General features: G+C 67.5%; 18 protein-coding genes. 7 read left to right on the top strand and 11 right to left on the bottom strand.

Annotated features, from left to right (window positions below; all coding sequences use genetic code 11):
* Positions 1–101: 101 nt before the first annotated feature.
* The 3 genes from KY49_RS29225 to KY49_RS29215 all read right to left on the bottom strand — a co-directional run bounded on the left by KY49_RS29225 (position 102) and on the right by KY49_RS29215 (position 1,296).
* On the bottom strand, positions 102–344 hold the full coding sequence (locus KY49_RS29225) for a hypothetical protein (RefSeq protein WP_042587839.1): 243 nt from the start codon (positions 342–344) through the stop codon (positions 102–104).
* Between the two features lie 39 nt (positions 345–383).
* Positions 384–659 (bottom strand): DUF1488 domain-containing protein, encoded by a 276-nt coding sequence (locus KY49_RS29220; RefSeq protein ID WP_059588855.1) that lies wholly within the window; start codon positions 657–659, stop codon positions 384–386.
* A 238-nt stretch (positions 660–897) separates the two neighbouring features.
* Entirely contained in the window at positions 898–1,296 is a 399-nt protein-coding gene (locus KY49_RS29215) for a DUF488 domain-containing protein (protein WP_042587837.1), read from the bottom strand.
* Positions 1,297–1,653: 357 nt separating this feature from the next.
* On the opposite strand from KY49_RS29215, the gene KY49_RS37820 reads away from it, so the two are divergent.
* Positions 1,654–2,823, top strand: a complete 1,170-nt coding sequence (locus KY49_RS37820; RefSeq protein WP_156162635.1) for a hypothetical protein — start codon at positions 1,654–1,656, stop codon at positions 2,821–2,823.
* Between the two features lie 170 nt (positions 2,824–2,993).
* Here KY49_RS37820 and KY49_RS29210 read toward each other — a convergent pair whose 3' ends face one another.
* Complete coding sequence (locus KY49_RS29210) at positions 2,994–4,196, bottom strand: amino acid aminotransferase (RefSeq protein WP_042587836.1); 1,203 nt, start codon at positions 4,194–4,196, stop codon at positions 2,994–2,996.
* Positions 4,197–4,275: 79 nt separating this feature from the next.
* The gene (locus tag KY49_RS29205; RefSeq protein ID WP_042587835.1) at positions 4,276–5,661 is read right to left on the bottom strand and encodes an amino acid permease; all 1,386 of its coding nucleotides are present in this window, start codon (positions 5,659–5,661) and stop codon (positions 4,276–4,278) included.
* A 314-nt stretch (positions 5,662–5,975) separates the two neighbouring features.
* Between KY49_RS29205 and KY49_RS29200 the strand changes: the two genes are divergently transcribed.
* Both KY49_RS29200 and KY49_RS29195 read left to right on the top strand, forming a co-directional pair.
* Positions 5,976–6,449 carry an Lrp/AsnC family transcriptional regulator gene (locus KY49_RS29200; RefSeq protein ID WP_010096283.1) on the top strand — a complete coding sequence of 158 codons (474 nt, stop codon included), beginning with the start codon at positions 5,976–5,978 and terminating at the stop codon, positions 6,447–6,449.
* A 382-nt stretch (positions 6,450–6,831) separates the two neighbouring features.
* Entirely contained in the window at positions 6,832–7,506 is a 675-nt protein-coding gene (locus KY49_RS29195; protein WP_042587834.1) for a lytic polysaccharide monooxygenase, read from the top strand.
* A gap of 146 nt (positions 7,507–7,652) precedes the next feature.
* Here the strand turns inward: KY49_RS29195 and KY49_RS29190 are convergent, their stop codons facing one another.
* The 3 genes from KY49_RS29190 to KY49_RS29180 all read right to left on the bottom strand — a co-directional run bounded on the left by KY49_RS29190 (position 7,653) and on the right by KY49_RS29180 (position 10,971).
* Entirely contained in the window at positions 7,653–9,014 is a 1,362-nt protein-coding gene (locus KY49_RS29190) for a chloride channel protein (protein WP_042587833.1), read from the bottom strand.
* A gap of 162 nt (positions 9,015–9,176) precedes the next feature.
* Positions 9,177–10,418, bottom strand: a complete 1,242-nt coding sequence (gene codA, locus KY49_RS29185) for a cytosine deaminase (protein WP_042587832.1) — start codon at positions 10,416–10,418, stop codon at positions 9,177–9,179.
* A 91-nt stretch (positions 10,419–10,509) separates the two neighbouring features.
* Positions 10,510–10,971: a VOC family protein gene (locus KY49_RS29180; RefSeq protein WP_042587831.1), complete on the bottom strand. Its 462-nt coding sequence runs from the start codon at positions 10,969–10,971 to the stop codon at positions 10,510–10,512.
* Between the two features lie 312 nt (positions 10,972–11,283).
* Here KY49_RS29180 and KY49_RS29175 point away from each other — a divergent pair, with 312 nt between their 5' ends.
* Both KY49_RS29175 and KY49_RS29170 read left to right on the top strand, forming a co-directional pair.
* The gene (locus KY49_RS29175; protein ID WP_042587830.1) at positions 11,284–12,426 is read left to right on the top strand and encodes a porin; all 1,143 of its coding nucleotides are present in this window, start codon (positions 11,284–11,286) and stop codon (positions 12,424–12,426) included.
* A 231-nt stretch (positions 12,427–12,657) separates the two neighbouring features.
* Positions 12,658–12,972: a DUF4148 domain-containing protein gene (locus KY49_RS29170; RefSeq protein WP_042587829.1), complete on the top strand. Its 315-nt coding sequence runs from the start codon at positions 12,658–12,660 to the stop codon at positions 12,970–12,972.
* Positions 12,973–13,109: 137 nt separating this feature from the next.
* Here the strand turns inward: KY49_RS29170 and KY49_RS29165 are convergent, their stop codons facing one another.
* Positions 13,110–14,057, bottom strand: coding sequence for a LysR family transcriptional regulator (locus KY49_RS29165; protein WP_042587828.1), 948 nt, complete (start codon positions 14,055–14,057; stop codon positions 13,110–13,112).
* 200 nt (positions 14,058–14,257) lie between these two features.
* On the opposite strand from KY49_RS29165, the gene KY49_RS29160 reads away from it, so the two are divergent.
* Positions 14,258–16,441 carry an FUSC family protein gene (locus tag KY49_RS29160; protein ID WP_042587827.1) on the top strand — a complete coding sequence of 728 codons (2,184 nt, stop codon included), beginning with the start codon at positions 14,258–14,260 and terminating at the stop codon, positions 16,439–16,441.
* A gap of 129 nt (positions 16,442–16,570) precedes the next feature.
* A complete protein-coding gene (locus tag KY49_RS29155) occupies positions 16,571–16,783 on the top strand; it encodes a hypothetical protein (protein ID WP_042587826.1) in 213 nt (70 codons plus the stop codon).
* A 152-nt stretch (positions 16,784–16,935) separates the two neighbouring features.
* On the opposite strand, the gene KY49_RS29150 is transcribed toward KY49_RS29155, so the two are convergent.
* On the bottom strand, positions 16,936–18,045 hold the full coding sequence (locus KY49_RS29150; protein WP_042587825.1) for a DmpA family aminopeptidase: 1,110 nt from the start codon (positions 18,043–18,045) through the stop codon (positions 16,936–16,938).
* Between the two features lie 35 nt (positions 18,046–18,080).
* The gene (locus tag KY49_RS29145; protein WP_042587824.1) at positions 18,081–19,487 is read right to left on the bottom strand and encodes an APC family permease; all 1,407 of its coding nucleotides are present in this window, start codon (positions 19,485–19,487) and stop codon (positions 18,081–18,083) included.
* Positions 19,488–19,595 lie beyond the last annotated feature (108 nt).

The following is a 19,595-nucleotide window of genomic DNA, read 5'->3' as shown; positions in this document are numbered from 1 at the left end:
CTGCCTGCGTTGTCCGTCCTTGCCGGCCGCAGTCTGGCCGGCAGCGTGCGCGGCCCCGCCGCGCGTTGCCCGCACGCCCCCGCGTGCGGCTCCCCTTTCTCTTATACGTTGAATGTCTGAGACCGCTTCAGTTCGATCCACGTCATGCCGGCCCGCAGGCCGGCGAGCACCGCCTCGCGCTCGGTCGGATACGACTCGCTGTGCTCGAACGCATGGTGGAACCGGCCGGCGCCGACGCCGTGCTCGACCTGCACGCGGCAGCGGAACCCGCCGCCGGCGGCGTCCGGCCGCGTCTCGACCTCGACCGACCAGTCGTCCTCGCGGATATTGCCCGACAGTGTCATGCCCCCTCCCGAGACCCTTACGGAGACCCTTACGCCGCGTCAGCCGCCGAATCGGAAATGACCGCTGTGCAACAGCACCGGCCGCCCGCCGATCTCCTCGAGCATCCGGCGCGCGACGTCCTCGATCTCCGGGCGGTGCGCGTCGAACGCGCGGATCAGGTCGCGTTCGAGCAGCGACGCCGCGCCGAAGTGATCCTCGAGCGCCTCGGCTGTGATCGCACATTGCACACAGCTGTCATCGACGATCGCCGAGAACGCGACGACCAGATCGCGTGCGCAATATTCCGGTGGATCCGGCGGGAAATCGATCTGCATCGGCATTGGCTCGTCCGTCATTGCTGCGACATGTCCATGACGTGAGCATAGAGGCGCGCGCCGCCGCACGCTTGACCCACGTCAAGCGAGTCCCCCGAGGCACTGCTCGACGCCGTGGGCTCGGCGTGGTCAAAGGAGGCAGGACCGGCACGCTCGGCCGGGCCGAGCTGCCGCCGTGGGCGGCGCCTGATGCGCCTGATGTGGCGGCGAGCTGAATCGCGGTGACAGTCCGCGCCGCTCAGGATGCGTCCGGCTCGATCGCCGCGCCGCGCTCGGCGAGCAACTCGCGCAGGATGCTGCGGTGACAGCGGCTTTCGTTCTCGCAGTAGCAGCCGATCGAGAACTGCGTGGTCGCCGACAGCGCCGCGAGCAGGTCCAGCACTTTCGGCGCGTCGCCGTGATTCATCTCCGCGCGGAACTTGCGGGCGAAGGTGCGCCAGTCGGCGTCGGTTGCGGCGGCCTGCGCCTGCGCGACGAGCTCGGGCGTCGGCGACAGCGTCGGCAGCCACACGTCGTAATAGTCGCGCGACGCGAACTCGGCCTTCGGCACGCCGCGCGGCGGACGCCGCACCGTGCCGATCCGCAGGCCCTCGCCCGCCGCGCGCGGCGACCCCAGCTGTACGATCCGGATGCTCATGCGTGCATTGCTCCTTCGGTTCGATGATTTCGACGCGCACATCGTAACGCCGTGTGCGTGGTGGTGACAGGTGTGCGATGCGAGATCGCGCATCGCACAAAAAAGTTCAGCGGGGTTTACCGTGGAGCGCGGGGGCAGACCGACGGCGTTCGGCGAGCTTCAGCCGGTCGACACCGTCGCGTACATCATCGACAATCCAGCTTTCCGTTCGGGCACTGCCACAGGTACGGGCTTGAATCGGCAAGCATTCACACGAAAGCACGGCTTCGAAGTTGTTTGACCCCGAGCACCGATGAATACGGAGTTTCAATATTGAGCCGCCACGTAGTTTCATATTCGAGATTGGCTGCCTTGGTCATGTTGCTCTCGACGCTGTCTGCATGTGGAAATGACCTGAATCAGGACAAGGCGTCCGCTGCGCAAGGCAATGCTCCCTTCAACATACCCGTCATAGCCCGCGATGAGTCGCAGAAACCCCGCGTGAGCATTGATAGCGTAATGGTCGTTTCCGCTGAATACGATCTCGGCTACTGGTCGAACCGGCACTCCGAAGAGAAAGAACCACTCCTCCAAGGCAGAAAGCAACGGCTGCAAGGCGTCGCGATAATAGGAGGCCTGCCCGCTCGCAATGACATTCAGTGGGGTCCATCGGAGCACGGTAACCTCGATCTATGGCCATCCACCCCGGCATCGACCCAGAGGACAGATCGTTTCCATGTCAATTGGGTATCGAGAGAAACGGTCGGCGCGCGTACGTTTTACGACAATATGACCGCGACGCTCAGCGTTCCTGTATCGCTTAACCAGAACGCAATCCTGTTTCTCCATTTTCTTCCCGGAAACCGCGTAGCTGCCGACTGGTTCAGCAATGCAAGTTGCAGTACGCCGGAAGCACAATGGACGTCGCTTGCACCTCGCCAAGAGGTGCCGAGCCGGTTGGGACCGCAGCGGGTTGCGATGAAACTGCTCAACACCTCTGGCCGGAAAGTAAGTCGCGTGCAGATTGAACAAGCCGCGGCGGCCGGCGCCGAGAAAAGTCCGTCGAATCAACTGCCCAGCGCGGTATTTTCGGCATGGTGGAGCGCTGGTTTCGGGGAGGTCGCCGCTGGATCGCCAACAGCACCAGCACAAGCAGAGAGCCCCGAATGTTCCATGGGGCATCGTGGCGGCACTTGTGAATTCTCTGTCGTATCGCCGGACGGAAAAGCCGGTGCTCGACTCAAGATGTCGTGGCTGGAGCAGCAACCGTCCGGAACCTGGAATTGCCAGCGTTCGGAAGTCGACGTTCCGCCCTATTCACTAAAACGGCAGGCATCGAGCGTGTGGCGTATGGGCGACGAGATAGCGAATACCGTGTGGATTCGCCTCCTGCCGGACCATCGTGTCAGCGCCGAAGTTCACGATAGCGCCCTTGCAGCGGCCAATATCAACGCGAGTCCGGTCAAAGCGCCGCGCGTTGCAAGAACAGTCTCCGTGTGCGGTGGCAAAGGCGAGGGTTCGATCGCGCAGTGCTGCGAGGAGAAGTAACTTGTTGCCGCATCGAGAATGCCTCGCGCTGCTTGCGTCCCGGTCGTGCAATCCGGAATATCGGCCGGGTCAGTGAGCGACATCGACGGAAATCCACGGAGTACCCCAAAAAAAACCGGCTGCCCCCTCAACAGGAACAGCCGGTTTCGCACCTGCGAGCGCTAACGTCCTCAAACGCCGCTCTTCAGCACCTTCCCGATCGCATCGGCGACGATGCCGACGTTCGAGTCATTCAGCCCCGCAACGCACATCCGCCCCGAACGCAGGACGTACACGCCGTGCACTTCGCGCAGCGCGTCGACCTGCGATTCGGTCAGGCCCGTATACGTGAACATCCCGCGCTGCTTCACGTAGCGCGTGAGCGCTTCGCCGCTCACATGTTCGCGCAGGCCGTCGTGGATCGACTGGCGCATCCGCGCGATGCGGCGGCACATCGCGGAAAGCTCTTCCTCCCACTGCTTGCGCAGCGCGGGCGTGGTGAGCACCGTCGATACGATCTTCGCGCCGTGGATCGGCGGGTTGCTGTAGTTCGACCGCACCGCGCCCGCGAGCTGGCCGAGCACGCGCTCGGCCGCGGCAGCGTCCTCGCAGACCACGCTCAGGCCGCCGACGCGCTCGCCGTACAGCGAGAAGTTCTTCGAGAACGAGTTCGCGACCAGCGCCGGCAGGCCGCGGCGGGCCAGCTCGCGCACCGCGAACGCGTCCGCGTCGAGGCCCGCGCCGAAGCCCTGGTAGGCCATGTCGACGAACGGCAGCAGCTCGCGCGTCTCGATCACGTCGATCAGCTTCTGCCATTGGCCTTCGTCGAGGTCGACGCCGGTCGGGTTGTGGCAGCATGCGTGCAGCAGCACGACGCTGCGCGCCGGCAGCGCGTCGATCGCCGCGAGCATCGCGTCGAACTTCAGGCCGCCCGTGGCCGCGTCGTAGTACGGGTACGTATTCACCGTGAAGCCGGCCCGCTCGAAGATGAAGCGGTGGTTTTCCCAGCTCGGGTCGCTGAGCCACACCTGCGCATCCGGGAAGTAGCGCTTCAGGAAATCGGCGCCGACCTTCAGCGCGCCGGAGCCGCCGAGCGTCTGCACGGTCGCGATGCGGCCCGCCGCGCGCGCCGGATGATCCGCGCCGAACACGAGCGCCTGCACCGCGTCGCGGTACGGCGCCATGCCGACCATCGGCAGATACGGCTTCGCGCCGATCTCGCGCTGCTGCGCGGTCTCGGCCTCGCGCACGGCCTCCATCACCGGAATCCGGCCTTCGGCATCGAAATAAATGCCGATGCTCAGGTTGACCTTCTGGTCGCGCGGGTCCTTCTGGAAGTTCTCGTTGAGCGTCAGGATCGGATCGCCGGGGTACGCGTCGATGTGTTCGAACATGGCTTTATCGGTCTGGTTGGATGAGAAATCTAGTGGCCTGCAAGGTGCGGCCGGCCAGAAATGGCCGGCCTTGCCTGCGTCATTGCGCGGACGCGCCTTCACGCAGCGCGTAGCCCGCATTCTTCTGACGGAAGCGATACCCGACCGCGAGCACCGCGAGCCACACCGGGATCAGGTACACGGACAGGCGCAGGCCCGGCGTCAGGTACATCACGACGAGAATGCCGGCCATGAACACGAGACACACGTAATTCGTGAAAGGATAGCCCAGACTGCGGAAGCGCGTCTGCAGCCCCGCTTCGCGCTTGGCCTGGCGGAACTTCAGGTGGATCAGGCTGATCATCGCCCAGTTGATGATCAGCGCCGACACGACGAGCCCCATCAGCAGCTCGAACGCCTTGCCCGGCATGAAGTAGTTGACCACCACGCAGATGCCGGTCGCGAGCGCCGATGCGCCGAGCGCCGCGAGCGGAATGCCGCGCTTGTTCACCGAGCACAGCACCTTCGGCGCATTGCCCTGCTGCGCGAGGCCAAACAGCATCCGGCTGTTGCAGTACACGCCGCTGTTGTAGACCGACAGCGCGGCCGTCAGCACGACGACGTTCAGCACGTTCGCGACCACGTCGCTGCTGAGCGCGTGGAAGATCAGCACGAACGGGCTGCCGCCGGTGACGACCTTCTCCCACGGATACAGCGACAGCAGCACGCCGAGCGCGCCGATGTAGAAGATCAGGATGCGGTAGATCACCTGGTTGGTCGCGCGCGGGATGCTGTGCTGCGGATCGTCCGCCTCGGCCGCGGTGATGCCGACGAGCTCCAGCCCGCCGAACGAGAACATGATCGCCGCCATCGACATCACGAGGCCCGACACGCCGTTCGGGAAGAAGCCGCCGTGCTGCCACAGGTTCGCGACGCTCGCCTCGGGGCCCGCATGGCCGCTCGCGAGCAGCCAGCCGCCGAAGCCGATCATGCCGACGATCGCGGCGACCTTGATGATCGAGAACCAGAATTCCGTCTCGCCGTACGACTTGACGCTCGTCAGGTTGATCAGGTTGATGAAGACGAAGAACACGAGTGCGGACACCCAGGTCGGCACGCCCGGCCACCAGTACTGCACGTAGATCCCGACGGCCGACAGCTCGGCCATGCCGACGAGGATGTACAGCACCCAGTAGTTCCAGCCGGACAGGAAGCCGGCGAAGTGGCCGAAGTACTTGTCGGCGAAATAGCTGAACGAGCCGGCCACCGGCTCGTCGACGACCATCTCGCCGAGCTGCCGCATGATGAAAAACGCGACGACGCCCGACAGCGCGTAGCCGAGCAGCACGGACGGGCCCGCCATCTTGATCGTCTGCGCGATGCCGAGGAACAGCCCCGTGCCGAGCGCGCCGCCCAGCGCAATGAGCTGGATGTGGCGATTCTTCAGCCCGCGCTTCAGGCCGTCCTTCTCGTGTTCTGAAACCATGTCTTCTCCACTTTGTCCGCTTCCGGCGGAAGCGGTGCGCGTCGGTGTGCCGCGCGCTGTTTTGCTGTGCCGGCGGCCCTTCGTGGGGCCGCCAGGTTGGGGACTGCAATTTTCGCGCGGCGACGCCCGAACGCCGTCGGCGAGCCCGCCCAACCGGCCGCCGACTGCCGCCCGCAACCGCGTTGCCGCGATCGCGTACGAAAATCCGGCGTCAGTTTAGCGTCGCGACGACGAAATCGGGTTTCGTAACCCGTTCATGCAAACCCTACATTATGAGATAAGATTGCATCCGGGAGACAGACGAGGAAACAAAAATGCCTGAACCGGTACTCGACCGCATCGATCGGAACTTGCTGGCGATCCTGCAGGAGCATGGCCGCGCATCGAATCTCGAGCTGGCGAAGGCGGTGGGCCTGTCGCCCGCGCAGACGCTGCGCCGCCACCGGCGGCTCGAGGAGATCGGCGCGATCCGCCGCTACGAGACGCGGCTCTGCCCCGACACCCTCGGCTTCGGCGTCACCGCGTTCGTGCACGTGACGATGGAGCGCGGGCACATTCGCGACCTGTCCAAGTTCCAGAAGCTCGTGTCCGAGCTTGCGCAGATCCAGGAGTGCTTCTCCGTGACGGGCGACATCGACTACGTGCTGAAGGTCGTCGCGCACGACCTGAAGGGCCTCTCCACGTTCCTGCTCGAAACGCTGATGCGCATCCCCGGCGTGAGCGGCGTGCATTCGAGCGTCTGCCTCGACGAGATCAAGTGCACGAGCGCGATGCCGGTCGAAGGCTGAGCCGGCCGGCGTCTTTCCCGTTTCGGCCGGAATTGCGCGCATCCGGAAGCGAAATGATCGCGCCGTCAATAACCGGATTTTTCACCGGATTCATGGCTTTCGCCTTCACGCGAACATGTGCGCCTTTAAAAAATACGCTTTTAAAAACAGGCACATTCCGCGCCACATCTGCAAAAACGGAAACGGCGCCAATTTAATTGGCGTTTAATCCGTTTTCAATTTCCTTTTCCGCTTTTTACGACTATGGTTCGAGTCGGCGAAAGCCGATTGTCATCGCGCGATCCGGCGGCATCGCGTCCTGGCCGTTGCGCGCACAACCATTCCGACTTCAACGCAGTGAGGGCCCATGAAACAGACCATCCGAAGATCCGTTTCTTCCGTCATGATGCGCGCGCTGGCCGGTGCGGCGCTGCTGAGCGTGATGGCCGACGCGCACGCGCACGGCCGCCTGACCGAGCCGGCGTCGCGCATCGTGCTGTGCACGCAAGGCCAGAACCCGAATTGCCCGATCGACGCGTGGCATGCGAATGCGATGGAAAACGGCAAGTTCTTTCCGGCCACGCAAGGCGGCCTGTCGGACGCGTTCGCGCCGGCCGACGCGCAGAACGTCGCGCCGCCCAAGGACGGCGAAATCGCCGGCGCCAGCACGAACGGCGCGGTGCCGCTGCTGAACGAACAGTCGCCGGACCGCTGGCAGAAGGTTCCGCTGCGCTCCGGCGCGCTGCAGAACTTCAAATGGGAATTCAGCGCCGTGCACAAGACGCGCCGCTGGAACTACTTCGTCACGCGCGCCGACTGGAATCCGTCGCGGAAGCTGACCCGCGCGCAATTCGAGCCCACGCCGTTCTGCACGATCCAGAATCCCGGCCAGCCGTACTGGAGCCCGAACGCGAACCTCGTTCCGTCGCAGCCGACGATCCATCAATGCCGGCTGCCGGTCCGCACCGGCTATCACGTGATCCTCGCCGTGTGGGAAGTGGCCGACACCTCGATGGGCTTCTATCAGGTGGTCGACGCAATCTTCACCGACGGCAGCACGACGCGCAGCCCGTTCTGACGCCCGCCGCGACGGCGCGCCGGCCCGGCCGGCGCGCAGTAAGACACCCGATATTCACGCGTAACGCCGCCGAAAGCGCCCGGCCGCCATATCTTCGTCGGACTTGGCTCCGAGAAACCCCGCCATCAATACAACCCATCGAAACGTCACGACTGGCGAACCGCGACCGCCGGCTGTTCCGCCGTCACGCGTTGCGCGGCACGGCGTTCGGCCAGCCGCTCGGCGAACCGGTACGCGACGAGCGACCCGGCCACCGCGAACAGTATCGGCACGAGGCTGTCGTGGCTCGCGCGCGTGAATTCGAGCAGCAGCACGACCGCCGTGATCGGCATCTGCATCGACGCCGCGAGAAACGCGGCTGCGCCGACCAGCGCGCAACCGTCGACCGACACGCCCGGCCAGACGGCGCTCCATAGTCCGCCCAGCACGATGCCGAGCAGCGCGCCGTTCGCGAGGCCCGGCGTCAGCAGGCCGCCTTCCGCGCCCGCGCGCAGGCTGCTTGCGGTGATCAGCACCTTCAGCGCAAGCAGTGTCGCCGCGACGCCGATCGTCAGCGCGCCGTCGAAGCTGAGCGACGCGGCCCCCTTGCCGTTGCCGAGCAATTGCGGAAACCGCATCGCGAGCCAGCCGATCGCCGCGAAGTTGACGAGGGCGAGCAGCGGCAGCCGCCAGTCCCTCGGCGCGGCCGCGCGCGCCCGGGCCGTGAGCCGCACGAAACCGTACGCGGCGAAGCCGAACACCGGCCCGCTCACGATCGACCACGCAACGAGCGACGCGCTCAGCACGAACGGCGGCACGCTGTACTGGTGCTCGTTGCCGAGGCCGAGCCACGCGATCGCGGCCGCAATCGCGGACGTGACGACCGCCGGCACGAGCGCGCGCAACTCGAACGTGCCGAGCAGCACTTCGAGCACGAACACCGCGCCGCCGAGCGGCACGTTGTAGACCGCAGCGAGCCCCGCGCCCGCGCCGCACGCGACCATCAGCCGGCAGTCGGCCGGCGTCAGCCCCGCGCGGTGCGCGAGGCGGCCGGCGAGCAGCGCGCCGAGCTCGCGCGGCGCGACCTCGCGGCCGAGCGGCGAGCCGAGCGCGACGGTGACGATCTGCAGCAGCGCATGGATCGTCGTGCTGACGGCCGGCATCCGCGGATCGTCGGCGCGCACCGCCCGCCGGATGCTGACGAGCGGCCGGCCGTAGCGGTACAGCGCCCACCAGCCGGCGCCCGCGACGAGCCCGCAGCCGCCCAGCACGACGAGCCGCCGCAGCGGCGCGGCGGCGGTCACGCCCGCCAGGAAGCTCTCGTCGCCGATCACCCGCGCGGTGCTGTAGCCGTAGGCGAGATGCTGGATCGCATGCAGCAGCAGCGCGAGCAGCATGCCGCCGAGGCCCGCGCCGATGCCGGTCAGCAGCGCGACCGCGGCGAGCCGGGTGGAGTGGGAAAAGCAGGTGAGCGAGGCGCCGCTCGGCGGCAACGAGGACGGGGGAACGGGCGGGAGGTCGGCGCGCATCGGATCGGCTGGCTGGAATCGGGGAAACGGCATGCGTCGCGCATGCCGTCGTCAGCCCGCATCCTAGGTTGGCCGCGCTCATGAGACAAACGTATTTTTATAATCGACTCATGCGTTTTGTGAATATTTGCTTTATCTACGCGTGTCGCCAGGCATCCCCGCTCACCCCGGATAGTCGATCCGCTCCGGCTCGCGCCGCATGATCACCCGCCCGCCCCGGATCGACAGCGCCGCCTTCGCCTGCCGGCGCAGCGCGTCGTAGTCGCTGTCCGCGTCGAGCACGACGAGGTTCGCCGGCCGGCCGACTTCGAGCCCGTACCGTTCGCCGAGCTGCAGCGCCGTCGCGCTGTGGTCGGTCACGAAGTCCAGGCAGCGCTGCAGGTCCTCGTAGCCCATCATGTGGCAGATGTGCAGCCCCGCATCGAGCACGCGCAGGATGTTGCCGTTGCCGAGCGGATACCACGGGTCCTTGATCGAGTCCTGCCCGAAGCACACGTTGATGCCCGCGCGGTCGAGCTCCGCGACGCGCGTGACGCCGCGCCGCTTCGGGAACGTGTCGAAGCGCCCCTGCAGATGGATGCTCTCGGTCGGGCACGAGATGAAATTGAGCCCCGCGCGCTTGAGCAAGCGAAACAGCTTCGAGCAGTACGCGTTGTCGTACGAACCCATCGCGGTGGTATGGCTCGCCGTGACTCGCGCACCCATCCCGCGCACGCGCGCCTCCTCGGCCAGCACTTCGAGAAAACGCGAGTGCGGATCGTCGGTCTCGTCGCAATGCACGTCGACGAGGCAGCCGGTACGCTCGGCCAGGTCCATCAGGAAGCGGATCGAGCTGACGCCCTGCTCGCGCGTGTTCTCGAAGTGCGGAATCCCGCCGACCACGTCCGCGCCCATGTCGATCGCCTGCTCCATCAGCGCGCGGCCGCCGTCGAACGACTCGATGCCTTCCTGCGGGAACGCGACGATCTGCAGGTCGATCAGCCCGCGCGCCTCGTCCTTCACTTCGAGCATCGCCTTCAGCGCGGCGAGCGACGGATCGGTCACGTCGACGTGGGTGCGCACGTGCTGGATGCCGTGATCGCGCAGCATGCCGATCGCCGTGTGCGCGCGCGCCTTCGTGTCCTCGTGCGTGATCGCCGCCTTGCGCTCCGCCCAGCGCTCGATGCCTTCGAACAGCGTGCCGCTCATGTTCCACGCGGGTTCGCCCGCGGTGAGCACCGCGTCGAGATGGATGTGCGGCTCGACGAGCGGCGGGATCGCGAGCCGCCCGCCCGCATCGATGTCGGCGGCGCTCGCGGGCGTGAGCGCCGCCGGCTGGGCGTCGATGCGGGCGATCCGGCCCGCGTCGATGCCGATCGTGAACAGGCCGTCGCGGCCGCGCAGGCGTACGTTGAACAGGTTCATGCTGGGTCCCGGCAGAAAGAGGCGGCCGCGCGGCGCGCGCGACGGACGCGTGAATGGAAAGGAACGACCGGATGCGCGCAGGCGCCGCCCGTCACGACCAGCCTTCGATCTTCAGCCCGGTCGCGGCGGCGGCTTCCTCCGCCGATACCGCGCGCACCTGCTGCCCGAACGTCCATACGTGCTGCTCGGGATCGCGCGCGCGATAGGTGCGGTCGCCCCAGAACTGGTCGGCCGGCTCCTGCAGGATCACCGCGCCGGCCTGCCGCGCGCGTTCGCAATGCGCGTCGATGCCGTCGGCGAGCTGCACATGCACGCACTGCGTGTTCCTGCCGCCGACGCCCAGCGGGCTCGTGACGAACTCGGCCCATTCGCCGCCGATCATCAGCGTGCCGCCAGCGCACGTCAGCTCGGCATGCGCGAGCTTGCCGTCCGGCGCGCTGACGACGACGCTGCGCGCGAAGCCGAACGCCCGCTCGAGCCAGTCGAGCGCGGCCCACGGATCGCGATAGAACACCGCTGGACTGACGGAGGGACGGCGGCTGGGCGTGGTCATCTTCAGTCTCCCGATCGAGGGCGTGAGACGCCCATTCTCCGCGCGAGCGCCGCGCCGATCAACCGCCGTCCAACCGAATGCGCGTGTTGCACGCACGCGACAAGCCGGCGGCGCACGCACCGGGCCGCGCTCGTGCCACCGTGCGGACACGGCCAGCCCGTCGGCATGCGCGACGATACATGGCAGTTTTGTGAAGCACTCTTGCTGGATCTGCAACGGAGCTGTCGCGCCAGACCACCGAAATCCCGGCGCCTGCGTCCCTATACTTGCGCCGAACTTTTTGTCCGCAGTCCCACACGCAGGAGCCTTTACGTGAAAAAAACCCTTCTCGCCGGCGCAGCCGCCGCCGCCCTGTTCGCCCCGCTCGCGCACGCACAGAGCTCGGTCACGCTGTACGGCCTGATCGATGCCGGCATCGTCTACACCAACAACGCCGGCGGCGCGTCGATGTGGCGCATGAGCAGCGGCACCGTCAACGGCAGCCGCTTCGGCCTGCGCGGCACCGAGGATCTCGGCGGCGGCCTGAAGGCGCTGTTCGTGCTCGAGAACGGCTTCAACGTCAACAACGGCTCGCTCGGCCAGGACGGCAAGCTGTTCGGCCGCCACGCCTACATCGGCCTCAGCGGGAACGGCTACGGCACGCTGACGCTCGGCCGCCAGTACGACACGATGGTCGACTTCGTCGCGCCGCTGTCGGCCACCGCCGGCGACTTCGGCGACGCGAGCTTCGCGCACCCGTTCGACAACGACAACCTGAACCACTCGCTGCGCATCAACAACGCGGTCAAGTACACGAGCGACACGTACGCGGGCTTCAAGGTCGGCGCGATGTACGCGTTCTCGAACGCGACGAACTTCGGCGCGAACCGCGCGTACAGCGTCGCGGCGAGCTACACCAACGGCCCGCTGAAGCTCGCGGGCGCGTACCTGCAGATGAACGGCACGAAGGGTTCGACGAGCGCGAGCCCCGGCGCGACCGACGTCGCCGAAGCGAAGGGCCTGAACCAGGGCGGCTGGTCGATCGGCTCGGACCGCATGCGCTCGTATGGCGGCGGCATCAACTACGCGTTCGGCCCGGCCACCGTCGGCTTCGTGTACACGCGCTCGCAATACGACAACACGGGCTCGTTCGGTTCGACCGGCCAGATCGCGTTCAACAACTACGACGTGAACGTGCGCTATGCGGTGACGCCGGCGTTCAGCCTCGGCGCGGCGTACGTGTACACGGATGCCAGCGTGTCGAACCCGGACAGCAAGCACGGCACCGACCCGAAGTGGCACCAGGTCGACCTGCAGGCCGTCTACAAGCTGTCGCGCCGCACCGACGTCTATGCGGAAGCGATGTACCAGCACGCGTCCGGCCGCGGCTACCAGGCGTTCATCAACGGGTCGGGCGGCGCGTCGAGCACGCCGAACCAGATCGTCGGCACGATCGGCATGCGTACGCGCTTCTGAACGCCGTCGCGATACGCTCGCGACACGCGAAACCCGCCTGCGAGGGCGGGTTTTTTCTTTTTCGGCATGCAGAACGAAGCGCGATGCGGGCCCGCAATGTTGCTCGTTCTGGAAGGCAGACTGCCTGGAATCGGGGTTTTTGCGCACGCCCGCGCTGCGTAGACTTCAGTCAACGGTTCGGATCACTCGCTAATTGCCGGACCGCATCGATCGCATATCCAGGAGGAAATCGTGAAATCGCTCGTCGTCACCGCAGCCGCCGCAGCCGCCGCAGCCGTCCTGCTCGCCGCGCCCGCCCTGTCGTTCGCCCAGTCGGCGAAGTCGCCCGTCACGCGCGCGCAAGTGCTGCAGGAACTGTACGACCTCGAATCCGTCGGCTACAACCCGTCGGTCGGCGACGCCGGCAACTATCCGGACGACATCATGGCCGCGCAGGAGCGTCTTGCGGCCAAGCGCCTCGCCGAACGCAAGGCCGGCGCAGCCGCATACGGCCCGGCCGGCGCGGCGGGTGCGGAATCGGGCGCGGTCGCGAAGCCGGCGCTGTAAGCATCACGCACGCCGCCCCGCATGCGCCGCAGTGCGCATGCGGGGCGGAACGCTTGAACTGAACGAAACTGAACGATAGCGACGGAAATCGCGAAAGCGCGCGCCGGTTGCGCGCGCATGCAGCGCTACGCCGCCGGTCAAGCGGCCTGCTGCTCCCGGCCGAGCGCCGCCAGCATCTCGACGTCGTGCGCGATCATGTCCGGCACCTGGGCACGCAGCAGCTCGACCCAGGTCCGCACTTTCGCGTCGACGAACCGGCGCGACGGATACAGCGCGTAGACGTTCATCTTCTGCAGGATATGGTCAGGCAGCACGCGCACGAGCGTGCCGTCGCGCAGCGCGTCGATCGACGAATACACCGGCAGCATGCCGATGCCGATGCCGTCGCGAATCGCGAGCGCGAGCGATTCGGCCGTATTGGTCTGCACCGGCCCCGTCACGTGGATCTGTTCGACGCCGCCCGGCCCTTCGAGCAGCCATTCGTGCGTCGGAAACGCGGGCGTGCACAGCGTCAGGCACTGATGCGCGCCGAGATCCTGCGGACGCGTCGGCGCGCCATGCTGGCGCACGTAGTCCGGCGACGCGCACAGGATGCTGAACGTCGAGCCGAGCAGATGCGACACGAGCTCCGAATCGGGCAGCGACGATGCGGTCACGACCGCCATGTCGCTGGTGCCGTCGAACAGGTCGGGCATCCGCTGCGACAGCGACAGCTCGATCGATACGTCCGGATACTGCGCGTGATAGCGCGTCAGCGCAGGCATCACGTAGTGATGGCCGACGCTTGCGAAGCTGTGCATGCGCAGCACGCCGGCCGGCCGCTCGTGCGCGCAGCTCGCCTCCTCTTCCGCGCGATCGACGTCGGCGAGGATCTGCCGGCAGCGCCGCAGATAGCTTTCGCCGGCGGACGTCAGCGCGAGGCGGCGCGTCGAGCGGTTCATCAGGCGGGTGCGCAGCCGCGCCTCGAGTTCCGACACCGCGCGCGACATCGCGCCCGTCGTCGAATTCAGCGATTGCGCGGCGGCGGTGAAGCTGCCCGTCTCGACGACGCGCGTAAACACCCGCATGTTTTGAAGCGTATCCATTCCTGTGAGCCACCTGTGTCGGAGCCGCTATTTTCCTCCACGGAATGCGATGCATTGTTACGCCCGGTGCAACTATCGTTTCCCCGGCGCTGCGTTAATGCGCGCGCGCCGCGCTCCTACAATCGGCGCCTCCCCAGTCGACCGGGTGCGTTCGGCCGAGCCGCGGCATGCCGCCCGGCCGGCGCGCGCCCTCTCTTGCCATGAAGCCACAACCTGCGATCGAGCCCCCTGCCGCCGGATACCAACGAGCGGGACGCTGGCTCGATCCGCTCGGCAAGGCCGCGCGCGACTGGGCCGCGAGCGACGGGCTGATCTGGCTGCATCTCGCCAAGACCGTATGCGCGGCGCTGCTCGCGATGGGCATCGCGATGCAGCTCGAGATGTCGCAGCCGCGCACCGCGATGACGACCGTGTTCGTGCTGATGCAGCCGCTGTCCGGAATGGTGTTCGCGAAGAGCTTCTACCGGGTGCTCGGCACGGCGGCCGGCCTCGTCGCCGCGCTGGCGCTCGGCGGGCTGTTCGCGCAGCAGCCCGAGCTGTACATGGCCGGCATCACGCTGTGGGTCGGCGGCTGCATCGCGCTCGCGGTGCGCAACCGCCACTTCCGCTGGTACGGATTCGTGCTCGCCGGCTACACGGCCGCGCTGATCGGGCTGCCCTCGGTGATGACACCGCAGACGCTGTTTCAATCCGCGCTGACGCGCGCCGCGGAAGTCGCGCTCGGCATCGTCTGCTCCGGCGTCGTCAGCGCGCTGATCCTGCCGCTCAGCTCGGCGAAGGCGCTGATGCGCTCGCTGAACGCGCGTCACGCGAAGTTCGTCGCGTTCGCGTCCGGCGCACTCGCGGGCGACATCGAGCGCGGCGGGTTCGAGCGCCGGTTCGCCGATTTCGTCGACGAGATCGTCGGCTTCGAGGCGAACCGCGCGTTCGCGTCGTTCGAGGACCCGCACATCCGCGCACGCAGCCGCCGGCTCGCGCGGCTCAACAGCGAGTTCATGAATGCATGCACGCGGCTCCATGCGCTGCACCAGCTGCTCAAGCGCCTGCGCGAGAGCCGTGCGGACGCGGTGCTCGCGGCGCTGGCGCCGCACCTCGACACGCTCGCGCGGCGGCTCGCCGCGCTCGACGGCGAGCTGAAACGCGGGCCGGCGCGCGCGACCGGCGCGTTGCTCGAACTGCGCCGCTTCCACACCGCGCTGCCCAAGGCCGCGCGCGCGTCGCGCCGCGACCTCGAGGATCACGCGGCGGGCGGCCTGCTCGACTTCGATACCGCCGTCGAGCTGGTGTATCGCTTCGTCGGCGAATTCCTCGGCTACGCGGACACCTATGCGTCGCTCGACGACGACGATCACGCGTTCGAGCGCTCGGTCACCCACTATGCAGTGAAGACCAACACGTTCTTCGTCGGCTTCACGTTCCTGCGCACGGTGGTCGCGGTCGGCGCGACGAGCTGTTTCTGGATCGCGTCGGAATGGCCGAGCGGCGCACTGGCGGTCATCGGCGCCGCGATCGCGTGCGCGCTCAGCTCGACGTCGCCGCGCGCGCCGAAGTTCGTCGCGCAGATGGGCGCGGGCGCGGCGCTCGCGACGCTCGTCGGCTACCTGTTCCTGTGCTACGTGTATCCGAACATCGACGGCTTTCCGCTGCTGTGCGCGGCGCTTGCGCCGGTGCTCGGCTTCGGCGCGTTCCTCGCGATGCGGCCGGGCCTGTCCGGCTACGGGATCGGCTTCGCGGTGTTCTTCTGCCTGCTCGCGGGCCCCGACAACGTGATCGCGTACACGCCCGAGGTGCTGATCAACAACGGCTTTGCGCTCGTCGTCGCGATGCTCGCGTGCTCGATCGTGTTCGCGGTCGTGTTCCCCACGCACATGCCGTGGCTGACGGGCCGCATCGCGCACGACCTGCGCCGCCAGGTGACGCTCGCCTGCGAAGGCGCGGGCGCCGGCCTCGCGCAGCGCTTCCAGTCGAGCACGCACGACCTGATGGCGCAGCTGCGCACGCTGCTCGTCAGGCGCACGCGCCAGCATCGCGACGCGCTGCGCTGGATGCTCGCGACGCTCGAAGTCGGCCACGCGGTGATCGACCTGCGCGACGAAGTGCAGGCGTTCTCCGCGACGAAGCCGCCGCAGGCGCTGCGCTGGACCGCGTCGATCGACGCGGTGCTCGACATGCTGCCGCCGTTCTTCGACGACCCGACGCCGCCCCGTCACGCGCGCACGCTGAAATCGGTGAACCTCGCGATCCGCGCGGCGCAGCACGCGCTGGTCGCGTGGCATGCGGTGCCCGACGAGCGGCGCCGAATGCAGCGCATTGTCGGCTGCCTGCACTTCGTGCGCAGCGCGCTGCTCGACAAGGATGCGCCGTTCAACCGGCATCGCCGTTGATCGCGCGCGACACGCCATCCTTGTTCGGAATGCAAATAAGCTCTCCTGGCCGGGTGATTAATCTTCAGGCAGTGCGCGCCTATAGTTCGATCACGCCAGCCACGCTGGCAACCCCCAGGAGAAATCGAAATGAAGTCGCTGCACCTCGCCCTCGTTGCCCTGACGCTCACCGCCGCCGTCGCGCACGCCCAGCCGGCGCCGGTCGAACAGGCCCGGCAACAGGCGAACCGCGCCGAAGCCGTGCAGGCTGCCGGCCGCGCCGACCAGGCGAAATCGAAGAAGGAAGATCCGAACGCCTGCGTCGGCCCGGTCAGCTTCTGCAACGTCTACTTCGGCAGCTGAACATGACGCCGCGTCGCGACGGCCGTGCCCGCAGCGCCCTTGGCCGGCGCGCGGGCATGCGCCCGAACGCCGGATCGCCGCTTCGCCTCATCTGCATCACCCGCATCACCTGTCCGCGCCGCTTCGCCTGAACCGGCGCGCATCGCGTTTACTTACGTCTCCCGCCGCGGCCGCCAGCCGACCTCGCGCAACGCATCCAGCAAGCGCGCCCCGCCCAGCCCTTCGACGCGCGCGCCTCTCGCTTCGACGTCACCGCCCGCGACCAGCGCATTCACGATCGCTTCCTCGACCGCCTCCGCCGCCGCGACGAACAGCGCCGAAATATGATCGTTGTTGACCATCCGCACAGCGGTCGTCGGCATGCCCTTGCGTCCGTAGTTCGCGGCCGGCAGTCCGTGATTGCCGGTCGCGAATGCGAGAAAGATGTCGCCGCTCGAATCCTCGGTGCCGCCGCCGGCGCGCGCGAGCCCGACGCTCGCGCGCTGCGCGACACGCGTGCACTGGTGCGGCAGCAACGGTGCGTCGGTCGCGAGCGTGACGACGATCGACCCCATCCCCGCCTCGCCGCGCGCGGCCGGCGCGCGGAACGGCGAATGCACGTGCCGCAGCACCTCGCCGACCGGATAGCCGGCCACACGCAGCATCTCGCGGCAGCCGTAGTTCGCCTGCACCAGCGCGCCGACGGTCCAGCCGCCCGCGGCCGCGTCGAGCACCCGCGACGCGGTGCCGATGCCGCCCTTGAACTCGTGGCAGATCATCCCCGTGCCGCCGCCGACGCCGCCTTCCGCGACCGGCCCCGAGCGCGCGGCCGCGAGCGCCTGCCGCACGTGCGCCGCCGTCACGTGCTGCCCCCAGATGTCGTTGAGCAGGCCGTCGTAGGTCTCCATCACGACCGGCATGCACCAGTACACGCGCTCGCGCGCGGCGGTGCGTTCGTGCGCGACGAGCGCGTCGCGCACCACGCCGACGCTGTGCGTGTTGGTGATGGCGATCGGCGTCGTCAGCATGCCGGCTTCGCGAATCCATTCGAGGCCCGTCGCATCGCCGTTGCCGTTCAGCACGTGCACGCCCGCAAAGCACGGCGCGTCGTGCGCGGCGCCGGCGCGCGGCTCGATGATCGTGACGCCGGTGCGGACCGACGCGTCGCCGGCGTCGGCGTTCAGCGTGCAGTGCCCGACCCGGACGCCGGCGACGTCGGTAATTGCGTTGAAGCGGCCCGGCGTGCCGAGTCCGATGCGGATGCCGAGATCCCTCGTGCGCATGTTGCCCTTCCTCCCATATTGGGTTCGATCGTCGGTCAGAGTGCGCGGAACGCGTCGCTGTGGCGCGCCCACATCGCATACATCGCGAGCGCGACGAAGAACAGCCCCGCGATGATATAGAGGTCGGTCGGCTTTGCCGACGTCGCCAGTGTCGTATAGAGCGTATACGCGGCGCCCGCCACCGCGACGAGCGGCGTCACCGGCCAGAACGGCATCCGGTAATGATGCTCGACGTCGCGGCGCACGAAGCGGCTCGCGAGCGCGGCGAGGCCGACGACGAGATAGACGAGCAGCAGCAGGTCGACCGTGAACGCGGTCAGCTCGTCGAGGCTCGACACGAACACGAGGCCCGCCGACGGCACCGCGAGCGCGAGCGTCGCGAGCCACGGCGATTCGAGGCGCGGATGGATCGCCGAAAACGCGCGGTTGCAGCTGCGCGACCAGAGCGCGTGACGCCCGCTGCTGTACAGCAGGCGCCCCATCGTGATCACGATCGCGATGATCGCGTTGAACACCGACAGGAAGATGCCGCCGCTGACGACGCGCGACACGGCCGGATTGCTGAGCGCGCTCACGACATAGCCGATCGGATCGGCGCTCTTCGACAGTTCGGCGAGCGACGGCGCGCCCAGCACGATCGCGGCCAGCGGCACCAGCTCGACGACGAGGATCACGATCAGCGAATAGAGGACCGCCTTCGCGACGTTGCGGTTGCCGCCGCGCAGGTCTTCGGCAAGGAACACCGCCGAGCCGAAGCCGTTGTAGCAGAAGATCGCGGTGCCGATCGCCGGCACGATCGCGGCCGCCGTGGCGGGCAGCAATGCGCCGCCGCTCGCGACGACCGGATGGATCAGCGCGTCGGCGCCGCGATGCGGTGCGCCGAAGCCGAGCCCCGCGATCAGCATCAGCACGCCGATTTCGACGACCAGGAACGCGCCTGTGATCCACGCGTTGGTCTTGATGTTGAGCATGCCGAGCACGTAGCCGAGCAGCACGATCGTCAGTGCGACCGACTGGTTGCCGAAGTGCGTGCCGAGCGCGTCGTTCAGGTACGGCGCGGCGCCGCTCGCGAGCACGGCCGGAATGAACACGCTGACGGACAGCACCGCGATGAAGGTCAGGTAGCCGGGCAGCGTGCCGAACACGCGCTTGGCCATCACGTATTCGCCGCCTGCGCTGCGATGCGCGGCGCTCAGTTCTGCATAGCAGAGCGCGAAGGTGAACGCGAGCACGCCGCCGAGCAGGAACGACAGCACCGCGCCGCTGCCCGCCTGCTGGATCGCGAACGGCGCGATCACGAAGATCGAGCTCGCAGGCGTCACGCCCGACACGGTGATCATCACCGCGTCGCGCACGCTGAGCGTCTGCGCGAGCGCGCGCGGCGCTTCGCTGGTTGCGGGCGATGCTTGCAGCGTGCCCGTCGATTCCGACATCATCGCCATCTTGCTCTCCTGTGCTGCGCTTTTTTGAACGCCCATACTCGGGGCCACCAGATGCGTGGCAGTCTAGGAAGCCAATTTCAGGACTGCTATTCCCCCTTCGTGTTACGC

It is taken from the genome of Burkholderia sp. MSHR3999 (assembly GCF_000833595.1).
Taxonomy (GTDB): domain Bacteria; phylum Pseudomonadota; class Gammaproteobacteria; order Burkholderiales; family Burkholderiaceae; genus Burkholderia; species Burkholderia ubonensis.
This window is presented reverse-complemented; position numbering and strand designations above follow the sequence as displayed.

Coding starts and splice junctions, on each gene's coding strand:
- KY49_RS29225 (WP_042587839.1), bottom strand. CDS start 344: ATGACACTGTCGGGCAATATCCGCGAGGACGACTGGTCGGTCGAGGTC.
- KY49_RS29220 (WP_059588855.1), bottom strand. CDS start 659: ATGCAGATCGATTTCCCGCCGGATCCACCGGAATATTGCGCACGCGAT.
- KY49_RS29215 (WP_042587837.1), bottom strand. CDS start 1,296: ATGAGCATCCGGATCGTACAGCTGGGGTCGCCGCGCGCGGCGGGCGAG.
- KY49_RS37820 (WP_156162635.1), top strand. CDS start 1,654: ATGTTGCTCTCGACGCTGTCTGCATGTGGAAATGACCTGAATCAGGAC.
- KY49_RS29210 (WP_042587836.1), bottom strand. CDS start 4,196: ATGTTCGAACACATCGACGCGTACCCCGGCGATCCGATCCTGACGCTC.
- KY49_RS29205 (WP_042587835.1), bottom strand. CDS start 5,661: ATGGTTTCAGAACACGAGAAGGACGGCCTGAAGCGCGGGCTGAAGAAT.
- KY49_RS29200 (WP_010096283.1), top strand. CDS start 5,976: ATGCCTGAACCGGTACTCGACCGCATCGATCGGAACTTGCTGGCGATC.
- KY49_RS29195 (WP_042587834.1), top strand. CDS start 6,832: ATGATGCGCGCGCTGGCCGGTGCGGCGCTGCTGAGCGTGATGGCCGAC.
- KY49_RS29190 (WP_042587833.1), bottom strand. CDS start 9,014: ATGCGCGCCGACCTCCCGCCCGTTCCCCCGTCCTCGTTGCCGCCGAGC.
- codA (WP_042587832.1), bottom strand. CDS start 10,418: ATGAACCTGTTCAACGTACGCCTGCGCGGCCGCGACGGCCTGTTCACG.
- KY49_RS29180 (WP_042587831.1), bottom strand. CDS start 10,971: ATGACCACGCCCAGCCGCCGTCCCTCCGTCAGTCCAGCGGTGTTCTAT.
- KY49_RS29165 (WP_042587828.1), bottom strand. CDS start 14,057: ATGGATACGCTTCAAAACATGCGGGTGTTTACGCGCGTCGTCGAGACG.
- KY49_RS29160 (WP_042587827.1), top strand. CDS start 14,258: ATGAAGCCACAACCTGCGATCGAGCCCCCTGCCGCCGGATACCAACGA.
- KY49_RS29155 (WP_042587826.1), top strand. CDS start 16,571: ATGAAGTCGCTGCACCTCGCCCTCGTTGCCCTGACGCTCACCGCCGCC.
- KY49_RS29150 (WP_042587825.1), bottom strand. CDS start 18,045: ATGCGCACGAGGGATCTCGGCATCCGCATCGGACTCGGCACGCCGGGC.
- KY49_RS29145 (WP_042587824.1), bottom strand. CDS start 19,487: ATGGCGATGATGTCGGAATCGACGGGCACGCTGCAAGCATCGCCCGCA.